We start from the raw sequence: 23,136 nt of genomic DNA, 5'->3' as shown, positions 1-23,136 counted from the left end.
CTTGTGAGGACCGGTCGAGGAACCGGCCCCTACGAGCATCGGAAGGTCGTGCACCTCATGCAGAACGCCGTGGAACGCGAGCTCGAAGTGAAGCTGGTCCTGTCGCCGGAGCGGTCGGTCCCCGTGCCCGCCCGGCTCTCGTACTTCACCGACGACCCGTACGCCGTGCACGTCACCTTCCACATCGGCTCCGAGTCGCCCGTGCACTGGACGTTCGCCCGCGAGCTGCTGGTGGAAGGGGCGTTCCGGCCGTGCGGGCACGGGGACGTACGGATCTGGCCGACGAAGGTCGAGGAACGGGGCATCATCTGTGTCGCCCTCACCTCGCCCGACGGCGACGCCCTGCTGGAGGTGCCGTCCGTCGCCGTGACCGCCTGGGTGGAGCGCACCCTGCGGGTGGTGCCCCCGGGGACCGAGAGCGGACTGCTGGGCCTGGACGGGGCGCTCTCCGAGCTGCTCACCCCGCTGCCGGCCGACGACCTGTGGCTGAGCGATCCGTGGTCCCAGGACGAGCCGCAGGACGGCGAGGGGTGAGCGGTGGTACGCCGCCCTCAGAACAGCTTGCCGGGATTGAGCAGTCCGAGCGGGTCGAAGGCGGCCTTGATACCTCGCTGCAACTCGAGCCCGACCTCGCCCAGTTCGCGGGCGAGCCACTCCTTCTTCAGTACACCGACCCCGTGTTCGCCGGTGATGGTGCCGCCCAGTTCGAGGCCCAGCGCCATGATCTCGTCGAAGGACGCGCGGGCCCGGCGGGATTCGTCGGGGTCCGTGTGGTCGAAACAGACGACGGGGTGGGTGTTGCCGTCGCCCGCGTGGGCGCAGACACCGATGGTCAGCGCGAACTTCTCGGCGATCGCGGCGGTTCCCTCGATCATGGCGCCCAGCCGGGAGCGCGGCACGCACACGTCGTCGATCATCGTGGCCGACTTGACGGTCTCCAGGGCGGGAAGGGCCGACCGGCGGGCCTGCAGCAGGAGTTCGGACTCGGCGACGTCGTCGGCGGGCACCACCTCGGTGGCTCCGGACGCCTTGCAGAGTTCCCCGACGGCGGCGAGGTCCGCCGCCGGGTCGGGCGTGTCGAACGCGCAGAGCAGGAGGGCCTCGGTGGATTCGGGGAGGCCCATGGAGGTCATCGCGTTGACGGCACGCACGGTCGTACGGTCCATCAGTTCGAGGAGTGACGGGGTGTGTCCCCGCTCCATGATCCGGCACACGGCGTCACAGGCCGCCGCCGCGGAGGGGAACTCCGCGGCGAGCACGAGCTGCTGCGGCGGCCGGGGCCGCAGCGCGAGGACGGCCTTGACGACGATGCCGAGGCTGCCCTCGGAGCCGACGAAGAGCCGGGTGAGGTCGTATCCCGCCACGCCCTTCGCGGTACGCCGGCCGGTGTTCAGCAGCCGTCCGTCGGCCAGGACGACCTCCAGGCCCAGGACGTACTCGGCGGTGACGCCGTACTTCACGCAGCACAGTCCGCCGGAGGCGGTGCCGATGTTCCCGCCGATCGTGCACATCTCCCAGCTCGACGGGTCCGGCGGGTAGTACAGCCCGAGTTCGCCGACCGCGCGGGAGAGCGCGGCGTTGACGACGCCCGGTTCCACGACCGCGATCCGGTCGACCGGGCTGATCTCCAGGATCCGGTCCATCCTGACCAGGGAGAGCACGATGCAGCCGTCGGAGGCGTTGGCCGCGCCCGACAGACCGGTCCTCGCGCCCTGGGGGACGACCGGGACCCGCAGGGCGGTGGCGGTCCGCATGACGTGCTGGACCTCCTCGACCGTGCGCGGGAGCACGACGACGGCGGGGGTGCCGGCATCGCAGAAGCTCGCCATGTCGTGGGCGTACGAGGCGGTGACGTCCGGATCGGTGATCAGGGCCTCGGCGGGAAGACCCGCGCGCAGTCGTTCGAGGAGTGCGTCCATGATCCAAGCGTGGCACCCGGGGCCAATGGTGTGAACCCGTCTGCGTCGGCCTTCACGGAGCGCGATGCGATCTTCGTACTGACGCAGAGTGATGGTCATGGATGCCAAGCCGCAGCAGAACCCGGAGCCGCCCTACTCCCCCCTGCCGCCCCAGGGCGCGACGTCCGTCCCACCGCCTCCCGCGCCGATCCGCACCACACTGCGCAGGGCGGCCTTCGGCGCGGTGGCCGGAGCCGTGCTCGTGGCCGGTGCGGTGATCGCCGTACCGGACGACGACATGGCCGCGCCGCCGGCACCGGGGCCCGTGGCACGGGCCGAGGCCGCGGCGGCGGCCGGGTCACCGGCGTCCCTGTCCGATCTGACGGCCCTCATCGGTGACCGGCAGAAGTGGGTGGAGACGCACCCCGCGGACGCCCCGTCCTGGGCGGTGCTGGGCTCGGCGTACGTCGAGTGGGGACGGCGGTCCGCGGACGCGGCGTACTACTCCCGGGCCGAGCAGGCCCTCCAGCGTTCGCTGGCCGCTCAGCCGGGTGAGCGCGGGAACACGGAGGCGTGGGTGGGTCTCGGGGCGCTCGCCAACGCCCGGAACGACTTCCTCGCCGCGAAGAAGTGGGGTGAGACGGTCCGTTCGCGGCAGCCGAAGGGCTGGACGGCGTACCCGGTGCTGATCGACGCCTACAACGGCCTCGGCGACTACGCGGCCGCGGCCAAGGCCACGGAGAAGTACGGCACTCTCCGCAAGGGTGTCCCGGCGCTGGCCAGGACGTCCGAGATGTACCGCAACCAGGGCTGGCGCGAGGACGCCCTGGCCACCGCCCGGGAGGCGGCGGACCACGCGGGCACGGCGGCCGAGAAGGCGGTGGCCCTGCACCGCCTCGGGGAGCTCGCCGCGGAGCGGGGGGAGCCGGCCGAAGCCCTCGCGGAGTACGACGCGGCCCTGCGCACCGACCGGAGCCACCTCGTGTCCCTCGCGGGCCGGGCGCGTGCCCTGGCCGCCCTGGGCCGCACCGACGAGGCCCTGGCCGACTACCGGACCGTGACGACGAAGCTGCCCCGCCCCGAGTACGTGCTCGAACTCGGCGAGCTGTTCGAGTCGCTGGACCTGGACGGCGACGCCCGCACCCAGTACACGAGGCTCCGCGGCCTCCTCTCGCAGGCGAGGACGGCCGGGGTCGACGAGTCCCTGACCGAGGCCCGTCTGGAGGCCGACCACGGCGACCCGGAGGCGGCGGTGGAGCTGATGCGCACCGCGTGGGAGGCGCAGCGCCGCAGTTCGGCAGTGGCGGACACGCTGGCCTGGTCGCTGCACAGGGCGGGCCGGAGCGAGGAGGCCATGCAGTACGCGGACCAGGCGGTGGGGACCGGGGTGCGGAACGCCTCCTACGCCTATCACCTGGGCGTGATCGAGAGTTCCCTCGGCCAGGACGGTCCGGCCCGCGGCCATCTGGAGGAGGCCCTGCGCACGAATCCGGACTTCTCGCCGCTGGCCGCCCCGCTCGCGCGGGAGGCCCTGGACGAGCTGGGTGATCCGGCGGAGGGCGGCCCGGCCCAGATGCAGCCGCCGGCGCCCGAGCCCTCGGCCGAGCCGGAGCCGTCGCAGGAACCGTCGCCGGAGCCGTCGCCGGAGTCCGGGGCGGGGGCCTCGCCCGAAGCTTCGGAGAAGCCCTCGCCGGACGGCGGGAAGGGGAGCCCGGAGCCTTCGGCCTCGGTCTCCCCGTCCCCGCGGACGAGGGACGGGGCCACGGCGGCCCCGTAGGGCACCGCACGCGTGAGGGGCCCCCTCCCACCCGGGAGGGGGCCCCTCACGCGTCGTGGTCAGAGGTTGCCGCGCTTCTCCTGCTCGCGCTCGATCGCCTCGAAGAGGGCCTTGAAGTTGCCCTTGCCGAAGCCCATCGAGCCGTGCCGCTCGATCATCTCGAAGAAGACCGTCGGGCGGTCCTGGACCGGCTTGGTGAAGATCTGCAGCAGGTAGCCGTCCTCGTCACGGTCGACGAGGATCTTCAGCTCGCGCAGTGTCTCCACGGGGACCCGGGTCTCGCCCGCCCACTCCCCCAGGGTGTCGTAGTACGAGTCCGGGGTGTCCAGGAACTGCACGCCCGCCGCCCTCATGGCGCGCACGGAGGCGACGATGTCGTTCGTGGCGAGCGCGATGTGCTGGACGCCCGCGCCGCCGTAGAACTCCAGGTACTCGTCGATCTGCGACTTCTTCTTCGCGATCGCCGGCTCGTTGATGGGGAACTTCACCTTGAGCGTGCCGTCGGCGACGACCTTCGACATCAGGGCGGAGTACTCGGTGGCGATGTCGTCGCCCACGAACTCCTTCATGTTGGTGAAGCCCATGACCTTGTTGTAGAAGGTCACCCACTCGTTCATCCGGCCGAGCTCGACGTTGCCGACGCAGTGGTCGACGGCCTGGAAGGTCCTCTTGGCGGCAGGCTCGACGATCGGGTCGGCGGCGGCGTAGCCGGGGAGGTAGGGGCCGTCGTACCCGGAGCGGTCGACGAGCGTGTGGCGGGTCTTTCCGTACGTGGCGATGGCGGCCAGCACGACCGTGCCGTGCTCGTCCTTGATCTCGTACGGCTCGGTGACGCCGGTCGCTCCGTGCTCGACGGCGTAGGCGTACGCCTTCCGGGCGTCGGGGACCTCGATGGCGAGGTCGACCACACCGTCGCCGTGGGTGTGCACGTGGTCGGCGAGGAAGGTGCCCCACTCGGTGGACGCCTTGATGACGGAGGTGAGGACGAAGCGGGCGGATCCGTTGGTCAGGACGTAACTCGCGGTCTCGCGGCTGCCGTTCTCCGGCCCGGAGTAGGCCACCAGCTTCATGCCGAAGGCGGTCGAGTAGTAGTGCGCCGCCTGCTTGGCGTTGCCCACGGCGAAGACCACCGCGTCCATTCCCTTGACCGGGAAGGGATCGGCCTGCCGGGCGGTGTCGGGGGTGGTGTGCACAGTCTCAGTCATGTCCGAAGGTTCCCGCCGCTCCGCAAGGTGCGCAACAGTTCGTACATCCACTGGTCAATACGTCCAGCCTGACGCGAGGATGGGCGGGCCATCTGTACAGCCTGACCATCGGGAGACGGATCATGGCGATCGATCATCTGGACGGCCGGCTCATCCTGCTGCTGGCCCGCGAGCCCCGTATCGGTGTACTCGAGGCGTCCAGACGTCTCGGGGTGGCGCGCGGGACCGTGCAGGCCCGGCTGGACCGGCTTCAGTCGAATGGCGTCATCCGTGGTTTCGGCCCGGAGGTGGATCCGGCGGCGCTCGGCTACCCCGTCACCGCGTTCGCCACGCTGGAGATCAAGCAGGGCCAAGGCACCGACGTACGGGCCCATTTGAGTGGCGTGCCCGAGGTGCTGGAACTGCACACGACGACCGGTCACGGGGACATGCTCTGCCGCCTCGTCGCCCGGTCGAACGCCGATCTCCAGCGGGTGATCGACCGCGTCGTGGGCTTTGATGGCATCGTCCGGGCCTCCACGGCGATCGTCATGGAAAACCCGGTGCCCCTGCGTATTATCCCGCTGGTTGAGCAGGCTGCAGAGGACACCGACTGAGCCTACGGAGCAACATGTGAACTTCTGGGAGTATGTGGGCACCCGCCACCAGCAACTGCTCACCGACACGTATCAGCACGCCAGCGCCGTATTCCAGTGCATGGTCATCGCCACTCTTCTCGGCGTCCTGATCGGTGTCGTCAGTTATCGGAGCAACTGGGGCGGCTCCCTGGCGATCACGTCCACCTCGGCGATCCTCACCATTCCCTCGCTCGCCGCGATCGGTCTGCTGATCCCCCTGGTCGGCCTGGGAGTCCCGCCCACCGTGATCATCCTGACGCTGTACGGGCTGCTGCCCATCGTCCGTAACTGCATCGTCGGGCTGCGCGGGGTCGACCCGTCGCTCGTCGACGCGGCCAAGGGCATCGGGATGTCCAGGACACGACGGCTCCTCAAGGTCGAACTGCCCCTCGCGTGGCCGCCCATCCTCACCGGCATCCGGGTCTCCACCCAGATGCTGATGGGCATCGCCGCCATCGCCGCCTACGCCTCGGGCCCCGGACTCGGCAACGAGATCTTCGGGGGCCTCGCCTCACTGGGAAGCGCAAACGCCATCAACAAGGTCCTTGCCGGCACGATCGGCATCGTCATCCTCGCTCTGCTCTTCGACGCCGCCTACGTGCTCCTCGGACGGCTCACCATCCCTAGGGGGATCCGTGCCTGAGACCGCGATCGGGTCGACGGAGTCGGGTCCGCCCCGCCCCGCCTCCACCTCCGGCGCCACCATCCAGCTGGAGAACCTCAGCAAGTCCTACCCCGGCAGCCCCGCCCCGGCCGTGGACGAGGTGTCCATGGACATCAAGGCCGGTGAGACCGTCATCCTCGTGGGCCCCTCCGGCTGCGGGAAGTCCACCACCCTCAAGATGATCAACCGCCTGATCGAGCCGACGTCCGGGCGGATCAGGATCAACGACGAGGACGTCACCGACATGGACCCGGTGAAGCTGCGCCGCAAGATCGGTTACGCCATCCAGTCCTCCGGTCTCTTCCCGCACATGACGGTCGCGGAGAACATCGCCCTCGTGCCGAAGATGACCGGCTGGTCGAAGTCCGGGGTGAAGGACCGGGTCGAGGAGATGCTCGACCTGGTCGGGCTGGACCCCCGGGAGTTCCACGGGCGTTATCCGCGCCAGCTCTCCGGAGGCCAGCAGCAGCGCGTGGGAGTGGCACGGGCCCTGGCCGCCGACCCGCCGGTGCTGCTGATGGACGAACCGTTCGGGGCGGTCGACCCGATCACCCGCGACCACCTCCAGGACGAGCTGATCCGGCTCCAGCACGAACTGCACAAGACGATCGTCTTCGTCACCCACGACTTCGACGAGGCCATCAAGCTGGGCGACCGGATCGCGGTGCTCCGGGAGCGTTCGCACATCGCGCAGTTCGACACCCCCGAGGCCATCCTCACCAACCCGACGGACGACTTCGTCTCCGGCTTCGTGGGCGCGGGCGCCGCGCTGAAGCGGCTCAACCTCACCCGTGTGCGGGACGTGGGGATCGCCGACTTCCCCACGGTGAACGTCGAGGACCCGCTCCAGTCGATCTTCAACAAGCTGCGGGACGGCCGGCACAACGAGCTGCTGATGCTGGACCGCCGCAACCGGCCCTACAAGTGGCTTCGGCGCGGCGATCTGATGCGGGCCAAGGGTTCGCTCGCCAGGGCCGGTCAGCTGGTGCACGACACCGTGACCCGGGACGCGACGCTGCACGACGCGCTGGAGGCGGTCCTGACCGACAGCGGCGGGCGGGTCGCGGTGACGGGGCGGCGTGGTGAGTTCATCGGCGTCGTCGACATGCACACCCTGATGAACTCCGTCCAGGAGCTGCTGGAGGCCGACCGCCTCGCCGCCATGGAGCACGAGCACGACCTGGAGGAGCTGCGCGTCCACCGGACGGAGCAGGAGCAGGAGGGCGGTGGCAGCGGGCTATGACCCCCAGTCATCAGGCTCCCCCCAAGGGATCACGACCGCCCGGAGAGCACGACGTCGGCGGACACGCCTTCCGTGACGAGGAGGCGGAGCCCTCCCCGCCGCAGCCGGCGCCGGCACGGCGGGTCACCTGGCAGAAGCTCGTGCTGGTGCCGGCCGTCTGCGCGGTCGTCCTGGTCGCGACCTACCTGTGGATCTCCCAGGTCGAACTCGACTCGATCGCGAAGAACTCGCTGGCCGGGGACACCGTCGAGGTCCGCTGGTGGCAGCACGTCAGGCTGACCGCGATCTCCACCTTCTGGGTGCTGATCATCGCGATCCCGCTCGGCATCGCCATGACCCGGCGCGGCCTGAGGAAGGCCGCCCCCGGTGTCACGACCCTCGCGAACATCGGACAGGCCACACCCGCGATCGGGCTGCTGGCCCTGCTGGTGATCTGGCTGGGCATCGGCCCGTCGACCGCGATCATCGGCATGGTGATCTACGCGGTGCTGCCGGTCTTCTCCAACACGGTGGCAGGCCTGAACGCCATCGAGCCGACACTCGTCGAGGCCTCCCGGGGCATCGGAATGTCGGCGATGGGCACCCTCACCAAGGTCGAACTGCCCCTCGCGGTCCCGCTGATCCTCGCGGGCGTGCGGACGGCGCTGGTGCTCAACGTGGGCACGGCGACGCTCGCCACCTTCGGGGGCGGCGGCGGACTCGGCGACCTGATCACCTCCGGGATCCAGACGCAGCGCATGCCCGTGCTGGTGCTGGGCTCCGTGCTGACGGTGGTGCTGGCGCTGCTGGTGGACTGGCTGGCGTCGCTGGCCGAACTGTGGCTGACGCCGCGCGGACTGGAGGAAGCGTGAGGGTACGTACGGGCCTGGCATCGGCGGCCGCGCTCGCCCTCCTGCTCACGGGGTGCGGGCTGAAGAGCGGATCGCCGCTGGTGGACGACGTGGGACCGGGGTCGCTCGGAAAGGGACAGCCGCTCAAGGGCGCGTCGCTGACGGTGACCTCGAAGAACTTCAGCGAGAACATCATCCTCGGGCAGATCATCGGCCTGCTCTTCAAGGCGGCCGGTGCCGAGGTCCTGGACCGGACGAACCTGCCCGGGTCGATCAGCGCCCGGGAGGCGGTCGTCAAGGGCGAGGCGGACGCGCTGTACGACTACACGGGCACGGCCTGGATCACCTACCTGGGCCACGCGGAGCCGGTCGTCGACCCGCAGAAGCAGTACGAGGTGGTCCGCGACGAGGACAAGGGCAACGGGGTGACCTGGCTCCCGCCGTCCACCCTGGACAACACCTACGCCCTGGCCATCAGCAAGAAGAACAACGCCAAGTACCACCTGAAGACGCTGTCGGACGTGGCCGCGCTCGCGAAGAAGGACCCGAAGGCCGTGACGGTCTGCGTGGAGAACGAGTTCGCCTCCCGCGACGACGGGCTTCCCGGCATGCAGAAGAAGTACGGGATGAGCCTGCCCGCCTCGAACATCCAGAAGATGGACGCCGGGATCATCTACACCCAGGTGTCGAAGTCCGACTCCTGCCTGCTGGGCGAGGTGTACACCACGGACGGCCGGATCAAGGCGATGAACCTGGACGTCATGGAGGACGACAAGCAGTTCTTCCCCAACTACAACGCCGCGCCGGCCATCCACACGGCGACCCTGGACAAGTACCCGGAGATCGCGGAGCTGCTGGCGCCGGTCACCGAGAAGCTGACGACCCAGCTCGCACAGGAGCTGAACTCCAAGGTGGACGTGGACGGGGAGGACCCTCACGAGGTCGCGAAGGACTGGCTGCTGAAGGAAGGATTCATCAAGGAGGGCTGAGCGGAAGCCGGGCTTCCAAAGAAGTCTCTGCAAAAAGAGTGTTGCAAAGCTGTCTTTGCAACTTTATGGTCGTGCCATGCCTGCGAACGTGCCCGAGGAACGGCCGACCCCTTACACCTCCGACGACCCGAGGCTCCACCACGTCGACACCCGCACCCTGCGCGGTCTCGCCCACCCGCTGCGCATCCGACTGCTGAACGCCCTGCGGGAGTTCGGCCCGGCCACCGCTTCCGGACTCGCCGACCGGCTCGGCGAGTCCAGCGGGGCCACCAGCTACCACCTGCGCCAACTGGCGGCGTACGGCTTCGTCGAGGACGACCCGGAGCGCGGGAAGGGGCGCGAGCGGTGGTGGAAGGCCGTCCACTCGGGCACGGTCTTCGGGCGCGGCGAGAACTTCCTCCAGCACCCGGACCCCGAGGTGCGCGGCGCCATCGGGGTCGTCCTCCACGAGGTGGCGACCACGCACACCCAGGAGCTGAACACCTGGCTCGGGACGATGGGCGACTGGTCCGAGGAATGGCGCCGGACCTTCGACCTCAGTGACTTCAAGCTGCGCCTCACACCGGAACTCTCCCTGGAGCTCACGGAGAAGATCCATGAGCTGGTGAACAGCTACCGGGGCCGTGTCCCCGAGGACGCCGAGGGGTCGGCCGTGGTCCGCACCCACCTGCACGTGTTCCCGCGCCCCACCGACTGAGGGGATCACCGTCATGCACAGCGACATCCACTTCCTGCTGCACGCCCACCGGTCCTCCGAACTGCGCCGGGAGGCGGCCGCGTTGCGCGCGGTGCGCCCGGGGATGCGTCACCGGGTGGGCTGGGCGATGGTCGAGCTGGGCCTGCGTCTGGCACAGGCCAGGCCCGCCCCCGCCCGCGCCGCCAGAACGGCCTGACCGTGGACGGGGGGAAGCCGGTTCGGCGCCGTACGCCGCTCGCCGCAGTCCTGGCTGCCAACTCCATATCGACAGCGGGAACTTCGCTCACCCTCATCGGCGTGCCGTGGTTCGTCCTGGAGACCACGGGGAGTGCGGGCCGGGCCGGTGTCGTGGCCTTCTGCGCGACCCTGCCGATCGTCGTCGCCGCCCTGATCGGCGGGCCCGTCATCGACCGGATCGGCCGGCGGCGGGTCTCCGTCGCCTCCGACGCGGTGTGCGGTGCGGCCGTCGGCGCCGTTCCCCTGCTGCACCACGCGGGCGCACTCGAATTCTGGATGCTGTGCGCGCTGATGGCGCTGAACGGGCTCGCGCACACCCCCGGCAACACCGCGCGTTACGTCCTGGTCCCCGACCTCGCCGAACACGCGGGCACCACCCTCGCCCGCGCCGCCAGCCTCTTCGACGCGGTGTCGCGCGGCGCCCGCATGGTCGGCGCGGCACTCGCCGGTGTGCTGATCGCTGTCGCCGGGGCCGAGACGGTACTGCTGCTGGACGCCGCCACGTTCGCGTTGTCGGCCCTGCTGGTGGCGGCCGGCGTACGCGGGGTCCGCGCGGCCGAGCCCCGCAGGGACGCGGCCCCGGTCTCGCTGCGGACGTACCGCGCCGAACTCCGGGAGGGGTACGCCTACCTGCTGGGCAACAGGCTTCTGCTTGCCGTGGTCGTCATGGTGATGTTCATGAACGGCACGGACCAGGGCTGGAACGCCGTCCTGCTGCCCGTGCACGCCGAGGGCGAGCTGGGCGGGGCGAGGGACCTGGGGCTGCTCACCGCTCTGTTCGGGGCGGGCGGACTGGCCGGGGCCCTGCTCTACGGGGCGGTGGGCCACCGGTTCTCCAGGCGGGCCGTCTTCTCGGTGTGCGTGGTGCTGTGCGGCGCCCCCAGGTTCCTGGTCGCCGCGCTGACGGGGACGACCCTGCCGCTCGCGGTGACGATGGCACTGGGCGGCGTCGCCGGCGGCATGCTCAACCCGATCCTGACGACGGTGACGTACGAACGCGTCCCCGAGGAGCTGCGCAGCAGGGTGTCCGGTGCGCTCACCGCGGGCTGCGAGCTCGCCATGCCCGTCGGCGGCCTCGCGGCGGGCCTGCTGGTGGAGGGGGCGGGCGCGACGGGGGCGCTGCTGGCGATGGGCGGTGTGTACTTCCTCGCGACACTGAGCCCGCTGGTCCTCCCGGCGTGGCGGGACATGGAGGGCCCGAAGGAGCGGACCGGCGGACCGGGTTCGGAGCCGGAGCCGGATTCAGGTCCGGAGCCGGGTTCCGGCCCGGCTTCAGGTCCGGACCCGGGTTCAGGCCCTGAGCAGCAGCCGCAGGTCAGCAGCTCGGGACCTTGCCCCCCTGGTCCAGGGCCCGCAGAGATGACACCGCGCTCGTCAGTGTCGTGACGGGGATGAGCCGCAGACCGTCGGGCTGCTCGGCCTCGGCCTGCTTGCACTCGGCCTTCGGGACGAGGAAGACGGTCGCACCGTCGCGCCGGGCGGCCTGCGTCTTGAGAGAGACCCCGCCGACCGCGCCGACCGTGCCGTCCGCCTCGATCGTCCCCGTACCCGCGACGGTACGGCCGCCGGTCAGGTCACCGCCGGAGCCGTTGCCGACCAGCTTGTCGATGATGCCCAGGGAGAAGAACAGGCCCGCGCTGGGACCGCCGACGTCGGCGAGGTGCAGGGTGACGTCCACGGAGCCGGGCTTCTTGTCCAGGTACTCCAGGGCCGCGTCGACGGCGACGTTCTGCGACTTCTCCATGTCCTGGAGGTTGTGCCGTTCGATCTCCTTCTCGGAGCCGCCTGTCGGGTAGACGGAGTCGCGCGGCATGACCGCCCGGTCCGTCCTGAACCAGCTGTCGACGACGTCCCCGACACCGACGTCGGCGGTGGGCGCGGTCGCCAGGATCGTCGTCATCCTCAGCTCGCCCTCGGTGGTCCGGGTGGGCGTGCCCTTGATCGTGATGACCGGCTTCCCCTTGTCGTCCCCCAGGACGTCGGCGGTACTGCCGGGCTGCGCCACGGTGAACGGCAGGGGAGCGAAGGCCGCCGTGCCGAACAGTGCGAGGACGGGCAGCGCACAGAGGGCGAGGGCGCGGGGGCGGGAGAGACGAATGGCCACCCGACCAATCTAACCGCCGCTCGCCTTCGTCCCCGACCGCCCGTGCGGTCGGGGACGACGACGTCGGGCCTTGTCTCTAGCGCAGCGCGTCGGCGACCTCACGAGCCGCGTCGAGGACCCGCGGCCCGACCCGTTCCGGTACGGCGTCCGCGAGCATCACCACACCAACGCTGCCCTCCACGCCGGAGACCCCGACCAGCGGAGCGGCGGCCCCGCAGGCCCCCGCCTCGAGCTCGCCCTGCGTGAGGGTGTAGCCCGGGTGGCCGGCCGTCTTCTGCCGGGCGGTGAGGATCGCCCGGCCCGCCGCGCCCCTGTCCAGGGAGTGCCGGAAGCCGGCCCGGTAGGCCACGTGGTAGTCGGTCCAGGTCGGCTCGACGACGGCGACCGCGAGCGCGTCCGACCCGTCGACGAGCGTGAGGTGCGCCGTGGCCCCTATGTCCTCGGCCAGGGAACGCAGCGCGGGCAGCGCCGCCTCCCTGACGAGCGGGTGCACCTGGCGGCCGAGGCGCAGCACGCCCAGGCCTACTCGGGCCCGGCCGCCCAGGTCGCGCCGGACGAGCGCGTGCTGTTCCAGGGTGGCGAGCAGTCGGTAGACCACGGTGCGGTTGACGCCGAGTTTGTTCGACAACTCGGTGACGGTCAGGCCGTGATCGGTATCGGCGAGCAGTTTGAGGACACGCAGTCCCCGGTCGAGCGTCTGAGAAGTCTCCGCGGTCACGACGCCCTCTCCCTCGTGGTGAGCGGGGCGGTTGTCTCAGGGGTGCCGACGCCGGTCCCACGGCGACGCACCGAGAGGCCGCCGACTGGCCATGGCACCGGCTGCGCTCCGCGGCCACATTGCCACGGGGCGTTCATGTTTCGGGGAGATTAGCGAGAGGGTCCGCTCAGCGGAAGCCCTCGTCCAGAATCCGGGCGCCCCCGAGAACGGTGCGGCATAACCGCCGGTCAGCGGCGGGCCGTCCGGAACGCGAACATCTACGCGCGTTCTAGTCGGGTGACTCGGCGGCAACGCTCCGTGCATCACATGTGAACGATTGTTAACCCACAGTGAATGAGCAACGCAAAAAAATTTCCGACCCCGGCGCCCGGCACCCCGGCACACGCCTGCCGACGCCCTCGCGCGCCTCTCGCACCGAGGCGGTCGCACGGCTCCGCGTGCCCTTCCCTGGGTGGCCGGCGCGCCATGGGCCGGCCCCGGAACCCGGTGCGCGGACGGACGTCCGCCGCGCACCGGGCCGCTCGGGCCGGACTCAGCGCATCCGCGTGGCCCACTCCTGGACCTTCTTGATCCGGTCCTGGATCTGTCCGGCCGTCGCCTCCGCGCTCGGCGGGCCGCCGCACACCCGCCGCAGTTCCGTGTGGATCACGCCGTGCGGCTTGCCGCTCTGGTGCGTGTACGCCGACACCATCGTGTTGAGCTGCTTCCGGAGCTCCAGCAGCTTCTTGTGCGTGACCACCGGCCGCTCCTCCGCGGCCTTCTCCAGGAGGTCGGCCTCCGAGGCCGGCTTCTGGCGGCTGTGGGCGATCTGCCGGGTCTGCCGCTTCTGGAGCAGCAGCTGCACCTGGTCGGGTTCCAGGAGGCCGGGGATGCCGAGGTAGTCCTGCTCCTCCTCGCTGCCCGGGTGCGCCTGCATGCCGAACTCGGCGCCGTCGTACAGCACCCGGTCGAAGACCGCGTCGGACTCCAGGGCCTCGAAGGGCAGCTGGTCCTCGGTCTCCTCGTCCTCCAGCTTCTCCGCGTCGGCGAGGAGCTGGTCCTCCTCCGCGAAGGGGTTCTCCTCGTCGCTGCCCTTCTTCGGCTTGTCGAGCACGTGGTCGCGCTCGACCTCCATCTCGTTGGCGAAGTCGAGCAGCATCGGAATGGTCGGCAGGAACACCGAGGCGGTCTCGCCGCGCCGCCGGGACCGCACGAAACGGCCGACCGCCTGGGCGAAGAACAGCGGGGTGGAGATGGTCGTCGCGTAGACGCCGACCGCGAGACGCGGCACGTCGACGCCCTCCGACACCATCCGTACCGCGACCATCCAGCGCGACCCGTCCTGGCTGAACTTGTCGATGTTCTTGGACGCGGCCTTCTCGTCGGAGAGGACCACCGTCGGCTTCTCCCCGGTGACCGACTTGAGGATCTTGGCGTAGGCGCGCGCCGAATCCTGGTCCGTCGCGATGACGAGCCCGCCGGCGTCCGGGATGCCCTTGCGCACCTCGGTCAGCCGCTTGTCGGCGGCGGCCAGCACGTTGGGGATCCAGTCACCGGTCGGCGCGAGCGCCGTGCGCCAGGCCTGCCCGATGGCGTCCTTGGTCATCGGCTCGCCGAGCCGTGCGGCGATCTCGTCCCCGGCCTTGGTGCGCCAGCGCATGTTGCCGCTGTAGCTGAGGAAGATCACGGGACGCACGACGCCGTCGGAGAGGGCGTTGCCGTAGCCGTAGGTGTAGTCGGCCGAGGAGCGGCGGATGCCGTCGTTGCCCTCCTCGTACGCCACGAACGGGATCGGGTTCGTGTCGGACCGGAACGGCGTACCCGTGAGGGCGAGGCGCCGGGTCGCCGGGTCGAAGGCCTCCTGGCACGCCTCGCCCCAGGACTTCGAGTCACCGGCGTGGTGGATCTCGTCGAGGATCACGAGCGTCTTGCGCTGCTCGCAGCGGTTGCGGTGCAGCATGGGGCGTACGCCGACACCGGCGTACGTGATCGCGACCCCGTGGTACTCCTTGCTCACGGGACCCGCGCTGTACTCGGGGTCCAGCTTGATCCCTATGCGTGCGGCTGCCTCCGCCCACTGCTTCTTGAGGTGCTCGGTGGGCGCCACGACGGTGATCTGCTGCACCACGTGGTGGTGCAGCAGCCATGAGGCGAGGGTCAGCGCGAAGGTGGTCTTGCCCGCGCCGGGGGTGGCGACCGCGAGGAAGTCGCGCGGCTGCTCCTGGATGTACTTCTCCATGGCACCCTGCTGCCAGGCTCGCAGCTTCCCGGCGGTCCCCCAGGGGGCGCGGCCGGGAAAGGCGGGTGAGAGGTGGTGGGAGGCGGTAGTAGTCACGGTCTCCGGTTCGGGGCACTCGGGTACGTGGGGCGCTGTCCGTGCGGGCCGCGGGCAGCCCGTACGCGATACGACAACCGGGCCACCCTACCGGCGGGCGGCGCCGGACCTTCCTGGGCGACGCCGCCCGGGAGGATAGTGCGACAGCGGTCACACCTTGGCGACGACCAGCTCGCGCAGCCCCTGGGCGATGACCTTCACCTCGTCGGTCTCACCGGTCGCCACCGCGATGACCAGGCGTTCCGCCGCATCGATGTCCGGACGCAGGTCCACTCCGTTCATCGCCAGGAACGAGACGCAGGACAGCCAGGCCATACGCTTGTTCCCGTCGAAAAGCGGATGATTGATCGCAAGGGACTGCAGGAGAGCCGCAGCCTTGTCGATCACGTCCGGGTACGCCTCTTCGCCGAACATGGCCGCGGAAGGGCGGTGCGCAGCAGATTCGAGAAGCCCGGCGTCCCGTACGACGATCTGCATGTCGGCGCAGGCATACCCCGCAATGACCAGGATGTCCTCGGACGAGAGATAGACGCAGGTCACTTCAGACGGTCCATGAGCTCGCCCCACTTGGCGGCCTGCTCCTTGGCGGTCTTGCGAACGATGGCCTCCTGCGCCGTCCGAGCCAGGTAGTCGTCCACAGCCTTCAGCAGTATCGCGTGCATGCTGGTGCCCTCCTGCTCGGCCCGCTGCTTGAGTGCCTCGGTCTGATCCTCGCGGAGACGCAGGTTCATAGCCATACCAAAACGGTACCATCGCGTGGGGTCACATCAGTACCATTGTCTATTCGTGGGGTTGCACCCGGCTCGCCACCCACACCCCCACCAGCGCCACCGCCGCCATCGGCAGGAAGACGACGGTGAAGGCGCCCGGATGCGCCGCTGCCGTGCCTCCACCCACGGCACCGTGCGCCGCCGCGCCCACCGCGCCACCTCCGAGGGCGGCGAAGGCCGCGCCACCCGCCGCGAGCAGCAGCACGTTGGCGAGCCCGTCGGAGATCTGCAGGGCGGCGGAGTTCGCCCCCGCGTCCTGCGGCGCGGACAGCTTCAGCAGCAGCACGCTCGTCGACGCGATCACGATGCCCATGCCGAAGCATCCGACGCCCCAGACCGCGGCCAGGGTCCAGACCGGCACCGCCTCGATGAGCACGCTCGGCGCGGCGACGATCGCCGCTGTCACGAGCACCATGCCCATCACCATGAGAGCGCCCCGGTGCTGCTCCAGCCGGGGCCGGGCCAGGACCCACGAGCCGAGCGCCCAGGTCAGACCGCCCGCCGCCAGGGAGAGGCCGGCGAGGGTCGGGGACAGCCCGCGCTGGGTCACCAGCATCAGCGGGACGAAGGACTCGGCGACGATGAACGAACCGGCTGCGATCCCCCGGAGCAGGATCACCGCGGGCAGTCCCCGCGCCGCACGCATGGTGCCCCGGGGCAGCAGTCCGCGCACGGCGGGGACGAGCAGGGCGGCCCCGGCGAGCGCCGGGACCAGGGACAGCCACCTCAGTTCCTGCCCCGCGTACTGGAGCAACCCGGCACCGGCCGAGATCCCGAGCGCGAGCCGGATGCGGCGGGCGTCGAGGGGCTCCGCCGCGGCCTCCGCGTCGGCGGGGCCGCCCGCCATCCGCCGGATCGCGGGCAGGGCGAGGCCGAGGGGCAGGAGGATGAGCACCGGGATGCCCACGAAGACCCAGCGCCACCCCAGGTGCTCGGTCACGGTCCCCGAGGCGAGCGGCCCGACGACGGACGGCACGATCCAGGCGGCCGAGAACGCGGCCATGATGCCCGGCCGGATCCTCTCGGGATAGGCGCGCCCGATGACCACGTAGAGCGCCACGATCACGAGACCGCCGCCGATGCCCTGGACGGCCCGGCCCGCGATGAACGTCCACATACCGCCCGCGGTACCGGAGAGCAGCAGCCCCACCCCGAACGCGCCGATCCCCGTGGCCAGCGGCGCGAGCGGCCCGCGCCGGTCGGCCCACTGCCCGGAGAGCACCATGGCGAAGAGGCTGGTCGTGAAGTACGCGGAGAACGCGAACGCGTAGAGCGGGATGCCGTGCAGCTCGCGGGCGGCGACCGGCATGGCCGTACCGACGGCGGTCGCCTCGAAGGCGATGAGCAGGACGACGGACACGATGCCGATGCTGAGAGCCCTGTACGTACGCCCGAGCACGCCCTCTGCGGGAACGGGTGCGGTGGTCGTCTCCACGAGGGCGGCCGTGACCTCGGCGTCACGGGGTTCCAGGGCAGTCATGAGCCCCAGAGTAAGGGCCGCAATGGCGGGTGACCCCTGTCGGTGGGCGGTATCCGGCTGGTCCCTTGGTCGTACGACCGGAGCTTCGCCCGGCCCGTGTACGGGAAGGCGGTACGGCGGTCGCGTCGCACCCCGCCCACCGCCCTTGAGCACGAGGGCGGGCGTTGCCGTGTCCGGGCGTGCGCGAGCGCTGCCGCGGAGAGTCGCGGCTCGGCCCTGCCGTCGTTCATGAACGGCGTGTGGCAGTCACGTTGCGGCAGGCCCGCGTCCCTTGAGGTGCCAGCGCCCCGGCCGTACGGTCGTGAGCACGGGGAGAGCGACACCACCTCGACCGTGTGCCCGAGAGGCTCAGGGGCTCGACTGCAACTCGAGTTACACCGGTTCGATTCCGGTCACGGTCTCCACCCACGGCGCCGGCGCGGAACATCCGCCCGGCGCCGCGCCGTTGCCGCCACCGGGCGCGGACGTAGGATCCGGCCCCTTGTCCGGGCACGTGATCAGCGGATCCACGGGGGACCACGCCGGGCAGCACCCTGACCGAGTACGACGTCACCGCCACCGTCGGGGACGGCGCCTGCTGAGCGAGGCGCCGCCCCCGCTCAGGACTTGGGCGTGGCCACCGCCGCCTGGGGGCGGATCGGAAGGCGGTTGACCGGGCGGCCCGTCGCGGCACGGACCGCCGAGGCGACCGCGGCAGGGGACGTGACCACCGGGACCGCCGAGGCCGGCTTGGCGCCGAAGGGGGCCACCACGTCGCGTTCCTCGATCAGCTTGACGATGCGGATGTCCGGCGCGTCCAGGGCCGTCGGGAGCGCGTACCCGGTGAGGTCCGGGTGCCGGATCAGTCCGCGGGCGGTGCGGAGGTTCTCCGTGAGTGCCGCGCCGATGCCCTGCGTGACGCCCGCCTCGATGCGGGTCGCCAGCTGCGACGGGTTGAGGATCCGGCCGACGTCCTGGGCGACGGCCATCTCGACCACCCGGACCGAGCCGAGCTCGATGTCGACGTCGACCACCGCGCGGACCGCGCAGAAGGCCAGACCCACGAACGCGTCGCCCTGCCCGGACTCGTCCAGGGGTTCGGTGGGGTGGGGGCGGCACTGGGCGGTGGCCCAGAGTTCCTTGCCGTCCATGGCCTCGGTGACCGTCGTGGACAGCACACCGTCGTAGGAGGTGATCTTCCCGTCGGCGATCTGGAGGAGCTCGGTGGACATGCCGAACTTGTGGGCCAGCGGCTGGAGGAGCTGTGTGCGGACCATCCTGGCGGCGCGTTCGACCGCACCGCCCGAGACCCAGGTGTGGCGGCCGTGCGTCGCGGGGCCCGCGGGAGGCTGGTCGGTGTCCACCGCCGCCACGTGGACCTCTTCGACACCCAGCGTCTCCTGGACGATCTGCCGGGCGAGCGTGGTGAATCCCTGGCCGGTCTCGACGGCAGCGCAGATGACGGTGGCGACACCGTCGTGGACCCGCACCGTGGCCGTGGAGACCTCGTCGGCCCCCTCGGCCCCGAGCATGTGGACCATGCCCAGGGCGTAGCCGACTCCCCTGCGGACCGCCCCGGGCTCCCCGGCGCCCTCCGGGCCGCCCGGGAGCAGCCAGTCGTCCTCCGGGGCGTCCTTGGGGAGCGCGGGCAGCGGGAAGTCGCGCAGTTCGCCGAGGAGTTCGGCGACGGGGGCGGGGCAGGTCACCGTCTGGCTGGTGGGGAGGATGTCTCCCGTGGACAGGGCGTTGCGCAGCCGGAGCTCGACCGGGTCGATGCCCAGCTTCGCCGCCAGCTTGTCCATCTGGCCCTCGTAGGCGGCGCAGACCTGCATCGCGCCCTCGCCCCGGACGTGCCCGGACGGCGGGTTGTTCGTACGGACCGCCCAGCCCTCGATGAAGGCGTGCGGGACGACGTACGGGCCGCAGGCGAAGGCCACGGCGGCGGCGAGGGACTCGGACGAGGAGTCCGCGTAGGCGCCCGCGTCGAGGAGGATCTGCGCCTCGACCTTGACCAGCCTGCCCTCCGCGTCCGCGTGGTGGCGGTAGCGCAGCAGGGTCGGGTGGCGGTGGGCGTGCCCGAGGAAGGACTCCTCGCGGGTGGCGGCCAGCTTGACGGGGCAGCCGGTGTGCAGGGCGAGCAGGCCGAGCGGGATCTGGAAGCCGGGGTCCTCCCGGTCGCCGGTCGCTCCGGGGACACCGGTCACGACGACCTTGACGTGCTCGGGGTCGAGGCCGAAGCAGGCGGCGGCCAGGTCGCGGTCGGTGTGCGGGTCGGTGGACGCCGTGTAGAGCTCGACGCCCCCGTCGGGGCGCGGCACGGCGAGGCCGGCCTCGGCGCCGATCGGGGCCGGGTCCTGGCGGCCGATGCGGTACAGGCCCTCGACGATGACCTCGCCGACGGTGTCCGGGTCGCCGTAGCGCAGCGGGATGTGGCGGATGAGGTTGCCGTCGGGGTGCAGGGGTTCGGCGGCGAAGGCCTTCTCGGGGTCGGTGACCGGTTCGAGCACCTCGTACTCGACGGCGATCGCCGCGGCGGCCAGCCTGGCCGTGTCGGGGTGGTCCGCCGCGACCGCGGCGATCGCCTCACCGTGGTGGCGTACGAGGTCGGAGGCGAACACGGGCCGGTCGACGACCCGGCGGCCGTACGAACCGTCTCCGGGGATGTCCTCGTGCGTGACGACCGCGCGTACCCCCGGCATGGCGACGGCGGCGGTCGTGTCGATCGACAGGATGCGCGCGTGCGGGTGCGGGGAGCGCAGCATCGACGCCCACAGCAGCCCTTCGGCCCACAGGTCGGCTGCGTAGGGGAACGTGCCCTCGGTCTTGGCGCGGGTGTCGGCGGGCGGCAGCGAGGCGCCCAGCCCGAGCGCGGGCACTTCCTTCTCCGGTTCCGCGCCCTCGGACTGCGGTGTGGTCCGCGTGGTGGTGGTCGCGGTGGCTGCGTCGCTGGTCACGCCGCCTCCTTGTCGTTCGCTCCGCTGCTACGGCTGTCGTCGGGGGTGACCGGTCGTGCGGGGGACGCCACGGAGTTCACCGGACGTCTCCCTCGTGCGTCTGGACGCCGCCCTCACCGGGCGCGGCCTGGTGCGGGATGCGCGGTTCGGCGTCGTCCGGTGCGGTGGCCTCCGTCTCGGCGGTCGCCTCCCGGGCCGCGACGACGTCGCGTACGGCGTCGAGCACACCCCGGTAGCCGGAACACCGGCAGAGGTTGCCGCACAGCGCCTGCCGGGTCTCCAGCTCGCTGGGGGCGTGGTTGCCCTCCAGGAGGTCGTGGACCGTCATCGCCATGCCCGGGATGCAGAAACCGCACTGGACGGCCCCGCAGTCGGCCAGGGCCCGCTGCACGTCGGACGGTTCGCCGTCCACCGCGAGGCCCTCGACGGTGCGGACCTCGCTGCCGGCCGTCGTGGCGGCGGGGACCAGGCAGGAGGCCACCAGGCGTCCGTCGACCTGGACGTTGCAGGCTCCGCACTCGCCCTGCGAGCAGCCGTCCTTGGCGCCGGCGAGGCCGAGGCGTTCGCGGAGCACGTACAGGAGCGACTCGCCGATCCAGGCGTCGCTGACGGGGCGGTCCGCACCGTTCACATGGAGGAGGTACGAGGTCGAGGGGTGCTCGCTGGGGCCGTCCGGCAGGACGGGAGCGGTGCTCTCCTCGGGGGGCACGAGCTCGTGCTCGGGGGTGGGTTCGGGACCCGGGGTGGGTTCGGGACCCGGGGTGGGTTCGGGGTCCTGCGCGCGTTCCGCCTCGGGCGCCGCCTCCGGTGCCTCGGCCGCGGGGGCCTCGGCGACGGGGGCCTCCATGACGGGGACATCCCCGACGGGAACCTCCGCGGGCTCCTCGGGTCCGGGGGCCTGCGGGGCCGTCTCAGGGGCCTGCCGAGTCTCCTGGGGTGCCTCGGTGGCCTCCGGGGCGTCCAGGGCCTCCACGGGCTCCGGGGACCCCGCGTGGGCCTCCTCCGCGGCGGGCACGGGCTCGGCCGGCCGCTCCTGCGTCGCCCAGGGCGCGGGGGCCCCGCCCGGCAGAGTTGCCGGGGGCGCGTCCGCGTACCACTGGGAGGCCATCGCGGAGGCGGCGAACTCGCCGGACTCCTCCGGGAGGTCACCGTTGGCGACCGGGATGGTCCACTCGCCGGTGTGGCCGGCGGGCTCCGGGGCCGGCTCCGGCTCGGGGACGGCCTCGGTGAAGTTCCACTGGGCCGTGGTGGACGACGTCTGCGCGTACTGCGAGGTGTCCGGGTACGGCTGCTGGTACGGGTCCTGCTGCTGGTTCGGGTCGGGCCAGTGCACGGTCTCCGGCGCGGCCTCGGCGTTCGCGGACCGGTCGGCGGCCCTCTCCTGCTGGCTCTGCGTCTGCACGACCCAGCTGCCCGTCGCCGCGGGGTCGAGACCCGCCGCCGGGGTCAGCGGCAGGATCATCGGCGGCACGTAGCTGTGGCCGGGGGCGGCCAGCGGGTCGTTCCCGAGGGCCGCGAGGTCCTCCGGGGGCAGGTGGACGAAGGCGGTCGCCTCGGCGTCGTACTCACCGCCCTGCGGGGTCGGTGTCCAGCCGGCGTACGGGTCGGGCTGCCCGTGCTGCTGCTCGGGGTTCTCTTCATTGCTCACGACAGTGCCCTCCCCAGTGCGCGTCGGGCGAGCGCGGCGACCGTGCGCCGCAGGTGCAGGACGGCGGGCGACAGCGGAGGTGCCTCGCTCCCGTCGTCCGGTGGAGCCTGGTCCGGGATGCAGGCCGCTGCGACGTACTCGCCGAAGGCGGCCAGCGCGTCGGGGGCCAGGCCGCGTTCGCCGTCCCAGTCGATCAGGGAGGCGATCCAGCGCTCGGCCTCCAGCGGCCGCAGCGGCATCGGGGCGATCGCGCCGACCGCGCAGCGCACTCCGCGCCGGGCCGGGTCCAGGACGATCGCGACGGAGGCGGTGGCCCGGCCGGGACCGGTGCGGCCGGTCGCCTTGAGGAAGACCTGTGGGGCGTGCAGGAGCGGCACGCGGACGAAGCCGATCAGCTCGGCGGGTTCGAGCATCTCGCGGCCCGCCAGCAGGTGTGAGACGGGAATCTCACGGCGGGAGCCCCCGGCGCCCGCGATGACCAGTTCGGCCTCCAGGGCGGCGAGCACCGGCAGGGCGTCACCGGTCGGCGCCGCTGTGGCGATGTTGCCGCCGAGCGTCCCGGCGTTACGGATCTGGGGCGGGCCCGCGGCGCGCGCGGAGGCGGCCAGTGCGGGGATCAGCGCGGCGAAGTCGGGCCGTCCCATGCGCGCATGGGTGAGACCGGCGCCGAGCAGGGCGTGGCCGTCCTGGTAGTGCCAGCCGCGGAGCTCGCTGATCCGGCCGAGGCCGACCAGTCCCGAGGGCCGCAGCAGGCCCTTGTTGACGGCCGACATGAGGTCCGTGCCGCCGGCCACGGGAACGGCGGCGGGCATGGCGCCCAGAGCCGCCACGGCCTCGTCGAGCGAGGCCGGCAGCGTCACCGACTGCGTCGCCTGCGGTGCGTGCGTGGTCAACCCAGCTGCCCCTTCCCGGTGTCCCGGCAGTCCCGCCTGTCCGCCGTACGGTACGTGCTCACGGCCGGGACGTGGCAACTCTGGCACATCTTCCGGGCTGTCCGACGCGAGGGTCCACG

At 71.6% G+C, this 23,136-nt stretch carries 21 protein-coding genes and 1 tRNA gene; 11 read left to right on the top strand and 11 right to left on the bottom strand.

The window, feature by feature from the left end; translation table 11 throughout:
* Window positions 1-57: 57 nt before the first annotated feature.
* A complete protein-coding gene (locus P8A20_RS22290; RefSeq protein ID WP_147964124.1) occupies window positions 58-534 on the top strand; it encodes an SsgA family sporulation/cell division regulator in 477 nt (158 codons plus the stop codon).
* 17 nt (window positions 535-551) lie between these two features.
* Here the strand turns inward: P8A20_RS22290 and P8A20_RS22285 are convergent, their stop codons facing one another.
* Window positions 552-1,919 carry an FAD-binding oxidoreductase gene (locus tag P8A20_RS22285; RefSeq protein WP_147963650.1) on the bottom strand — a complete coding sequence of 456 codons (1,368 nt, stop codon included), beginning with the start codon at window positions 1,917-1,919 and terminating at the stop codon, window positions 552-554.
* Window positions 1,920-2,016: 97 nt separating this feature from the next.
* Between P8A20_RS22285 and P8A20_RS22280 the strand changes: the two genes are divergently transcribed.
* Window positions 2,017-3,675 carry a tetratricopeptide repeat protein gene (locus P8A20_RS22280; RefSeq protein ID WP_306104105.1) on the top strand — a complete coding sequence of 553 codons (1,659 nt, stop codon included), beginning with the start codon at window positions 2,017-2,019 and terminating at the stop codon, window positions 3,673-3,675.
* A gap of 59 nt (window positions 3,676-3,734) precedes the next feature.
* Here the strand turns inward: P8A20_RS22280 and hppD are convergent, their stop codons facing one another.
* Complete coding sequence (gene hppD / locus P8A20_RS22275; protein ID WP_147963652.1) at window positions 3,735-4,880, bottom strand: 4-hydroxyphenylpyruvate dioxygenase; 1,146 nt, start codon at window positions 4,878-4,880, stop codon at window positions 3,735-3,737.
* Window positions 4,881-5,002: 122 nt separating this feature from the next.
* Between hppD and P8A20_RS22270 the strand changes: the two genes are divergently transcribed.
* The 8 genes from P8A20_RS22270 (at window position 5,003) to P8A20_RS22235 (ending at window position 11,543) form a co-directional block, all read left to right on the top strand.
* Window positions 5,003-5,476 (top strand): Lrp/AsnC family transcriptional regulator, encoded by a 474-nt coding sequence (locus P8A20_RS22270; RefSeq protein WP_147963653.1) that lies wholly within the window; start codon window positions 5,003-5,005, stop codon window positions 5,474-5,476.
* A 16-nt stretch (window positions 5,477-5,492) separates the two neighbouring features.
* Window positions 5,493-6,140, top strand: coding sequence for an ABC transporter permease (locus P8A20_RS22265; RefSeq protein WP_014155996.1), 648 nt, complete (start codon window positions 5,493-5,495; stop codon window positions 6,138-6,140).
* Window positions 6,133-7,404, top strand: coding sequence for a betaine/proline/choline family ABC transporter ATP-binding protein (locus P8A20_RS22260; protein ID WP_147963654.1), 1,272 nt, complete (start codon window positions 6,133-6,135; stop codon window positions 7,402-7,404). Before P8A20_RS22265 ends, P8A20_RS22260 begins: the two co-directional genes overlap by 8 nt.
* A complete protein-coding gene (locus tag P8A20_RS22255) occupies window positions 7,401-8,255 on the top strand; it encodes an ABC transporter permease (protein ID WP_147963655.1) in 855 nt (284 codons plus the stop codon). Before P8A20_RS22260 ends, P8A20_RS22255 begins: the two co-directional genes overlap by 4 nt.
* Complete coding sequence (locus tag P8A20_RS22250; protein ID WP_147963656.1) at window positions 8,252-9,223, top strand: glycine betaine ABC transporter substrate-binding protein; 972 nt, start codon at window positions 8,252-8,254, stop codon at window positions 9,221-9,223. The genes P8A20_RS22255 and P8A20_RS22250 overlap by 4 nt, the downstream gene beginning before the upstream one ends.
* A 76-nt stretch (window positions 9,224-9,299) precedes the next feature.
* The gene (locus tag P8A20_RS22245) at window positions 9,300-9,920 is read left to right on the top strand and encodes an ArsR/SmtB family transcription factor (protein ID WP_147963657.1); all 621 of its coding nucleotides are present in this window, start codon (window positions 9,300-9,302) and stop codon (window positions 9,918-9,920) included.
* Between the two features lie 13 nt (window positions 9,921-9,933).
* Window positions 9,934-10,116, top strand: coding sequence for a hypothetical protein (locus P8A20_RS22240; RefSeq protein ID WP_306104104.1), 183 nt, complete (start codon window positions 9,934-9,936; stop codon window positions 10,114-10,116).
* A 2-nt stretch (window positions 10,117-10,118) separates the two neighbouring features.
* Complete coding sequence (locus P8A20_RS22235; RefSeq protein ID WP_306104103.1) at window positions 10,119-11,543, top strand: MFS transporter; 1,425 nt, start codon at window positions 10,119-10,121, stop codon at window positions 11,541-11,543.
* Here P8A20_RS22235 and P8A20_RS22230 read toward each other — a convergent pair.
* The 6 genes from P8A20_RS22230 to P8A20_RS22205 form a co-directional block, all read right to left on the bottom strand.
* Complete coding sequence (locus P8A20_RS22230) at window positions 11,473-12,261, bottom strand: S16 family serine protease (protein WP_306104102.1); 789 nt, start codon at window positions 12,259-12,261, stop codon at window positions 11,473-11,475. The genes P8A20_RS22235 and P8A20_RS22230 overlap by 71 nt on opposite strands.
* Before the next feature lie 76 nt (window positions 12,262-12,337).
* On the bottom strand, window positions 12,338-12,979 hold the full coding sequence (locus P8A20_RS22225; RefSeq protein ID WP_147963660.1) for an IclR family transcriptional regulator: 642 nt from the start codon (window positions 12,977-12,979) through the stop codon (window positions 12,338-12,340).
* A gap of 532 nt (window positions 12,980-13,511) precedes the next feature.
* On the bottom strand, window positions 13,512-15,293 hold the full coding sequence (locus P8A20_RS22220; protein ID WP_306104101.1) for a DEAD/DEAH box helicase: 1,782 nt from the start codon (window positions 15,291-15,293) through the stop codon (window positions 13,512-13,514).
* A 150-nt stretch (window positions 15,294-15,443) separates the two neighbouring features.
* Window positions 15,444-15,833, bottom strand: a complete 390-nt coding sequence (locus P8A20_RS22215; protein WP_147963662.1) for a type II toxin-antitoxin system death-on-curing family toxin — start codon at window positions 15,831-15,833, stop codon at window positions 15,444-15,446.
* Window positions 15,830-16,030 (bottom strand): ribbon-helix-helix protein, CopG family, encoded by a 201-nt coding sequence (locus P8A20_RS22210; protein WP_147963663.1) that lies wholly within the window; start codon window positions 16,028-16,030, stop codon window positions 15,830-15,832. Before P8A20_RS22210 ends, P8A20_RS22215 begins: the two co-directional genes overlap by 4 nt.
* 43 nt (window positions 16,031-16,073) lie before the next feature.
* A complete protein-coding gene (locus P8A20_RS22205) occupies window positions 16,074-17,543 on the bottom strand; it encodes an MFS transporter (protein ID WP_147963664.1) in 1,470 nt (489 codons plus the stop codon).
* A 329-nt stretch (window positions 17,544-17,872) separates the two neighbouring features.
* Here P8A20_RS22205 and P8A20_RS22200 point away from each other — a divergent pair.
* Window positions 17,873-17,947 (top strand) — tRNA-Cys (locus P8A20_RS22200).
* A gap of 195 nt (window positions 17,948-18,142) precedes the next feature.
* On the opposite strand, the gene P8A20_RS22195 is transcribed toward P8A20_RS22200, so the two are convergent.
* The 3 genes from P8A20_RS22195 to P8A20_RS22185 form a co-directional block, all read right to left on the bottom strand.
* Window positions 18,143-20,476, bottom strand: a complete 2,334-nt coding sequence (locus P8A20_RS22195) for a xanthine dehydrogenase family protein molybdopterin-binding subunit (protein WP_306104100.1) — start codon at window positions 20,474-20,476, stop codon at window positions 18,143-18,145.
* A 76-nt stretch (window positions 20,477-20,552) separates the two neighbouring features.
* Window positions 20,553-22,124: a 2Fe-2S iron-sulfur cluster-binding protein gene (locus P8A20_RS22190; protein WP_306104099.1), complete on the bottom strand. Its 1,572-nt coding sequence runs from the start codon at window positions 22,122-22,124 to the stop codon at window positions 20,553-20,555.
* A complete protein-coding gene (locus P8A20_RS22185) occupies window positions 22,121-23,017 on the bottom strand; it encodes an FAD binding domain-containing protein (RefSeq protein ID WP_147963666.1) in 897 nt (298 codons plus the stop codon). Before P8A20_RS22185 ends, P8A20_RS22190 begins: the two co-directional genes overlap by 4 nt.
* Between the last annotated feature and the right edge of the window lie 119 nt (window positions 23,018-23,136).

The organism is Streptomyces sp. Alt3 (assembly GCF_030719215.1).
GTDB classification, from domain to species: domain Bacteria; phylum Actinomycetota; class Actinomycetes; order Streptomycetales; family Streptomycetaceae; genus Streptomyces; species Streptomyces glycanivorans.
Note: the sequence above shows the minus strand (reverse complement) of the source record. Positions and strands in the feature narration are given on the sequence as shown.

What these genes read in the sequence shown, in the direction of transcription:
- P8A20_RS22205 (WP_147963664.1), bottom strand. Translation starts at nt 17,543, where the DNA reads ATGACTGCCCTGGAACCCCGTGACGCCGAGGTCACGGCCGCCCTCGTG.
- P8A20_RS22270 (WP_147963653.1), top strand. Translation starts at nt 5,003, where the DNA reads ATGGCGATCGATCATCTGGACGGCCGGCTCATCCTGCTGCTGGCCCGC.
- P8A20_RS22210 (WP_147963663.1), bottom strand. Translation starts at nt 16,030, where the DNA reads ATGGCTATGAACCTGCGTCTCCGCGAGGATCAGACCGAGGCACTCAAG.
- P8A20_RS22280 (WP_306104105.1), top strand. Translation starts at nt 2,017, where the DNA reads ATGGATGCCAAGCCGCAGCAGAACCCGGAGCCGCCCTACTCCCCCCTG.
- P8A20_RS22240 (WP_306104104.1), top strand. Translation starts at nt 9,934, where the DNA reads ATGCACAGCGACATCCACTTCCTGCTGCACGCCCACCGGTCCTCCGAA.
- P8A20_RS22285 (WP_147963650.1), bottom strand. Translation starts at nt 1,919, where the DNA reads ATGGACGCACTCCTCGAACGACTGCGCGCGGGTCTTCCCGCCGAGGCC.
- P8A20_RS22245 (WP_147963657.1), top strand. Translation starts at nt 9,300, where the DNA reads ATGCCTGCGAACGTGCCCGAGGAACGGCCGACCCCTTACACCTCCGAC.
- hppD (WP_147963652.1), bottom strand. Translation starts at nt 4,880, where the DNA reads ATGACTGAGACTGTGCACACCACCCCCGACACCGCCCGGCAGGCCGAT.
- P8A20_RS22255 (WP_147963655.1), top strand. Translation starts at nt 7,401, where the DNA reads ATGACCCCCAGTCATCAGGCTCCCCCCAAGGGATCACGACCGCCCGGA.
- P8A20_RS22290 (WP_147964124.1), top strand. Translation starts at nt 58, where the DNA reads ATGCAGAACGCCGTGGAACGCGAGCTCGAAGTGAAGCTGGTCCTGTCG.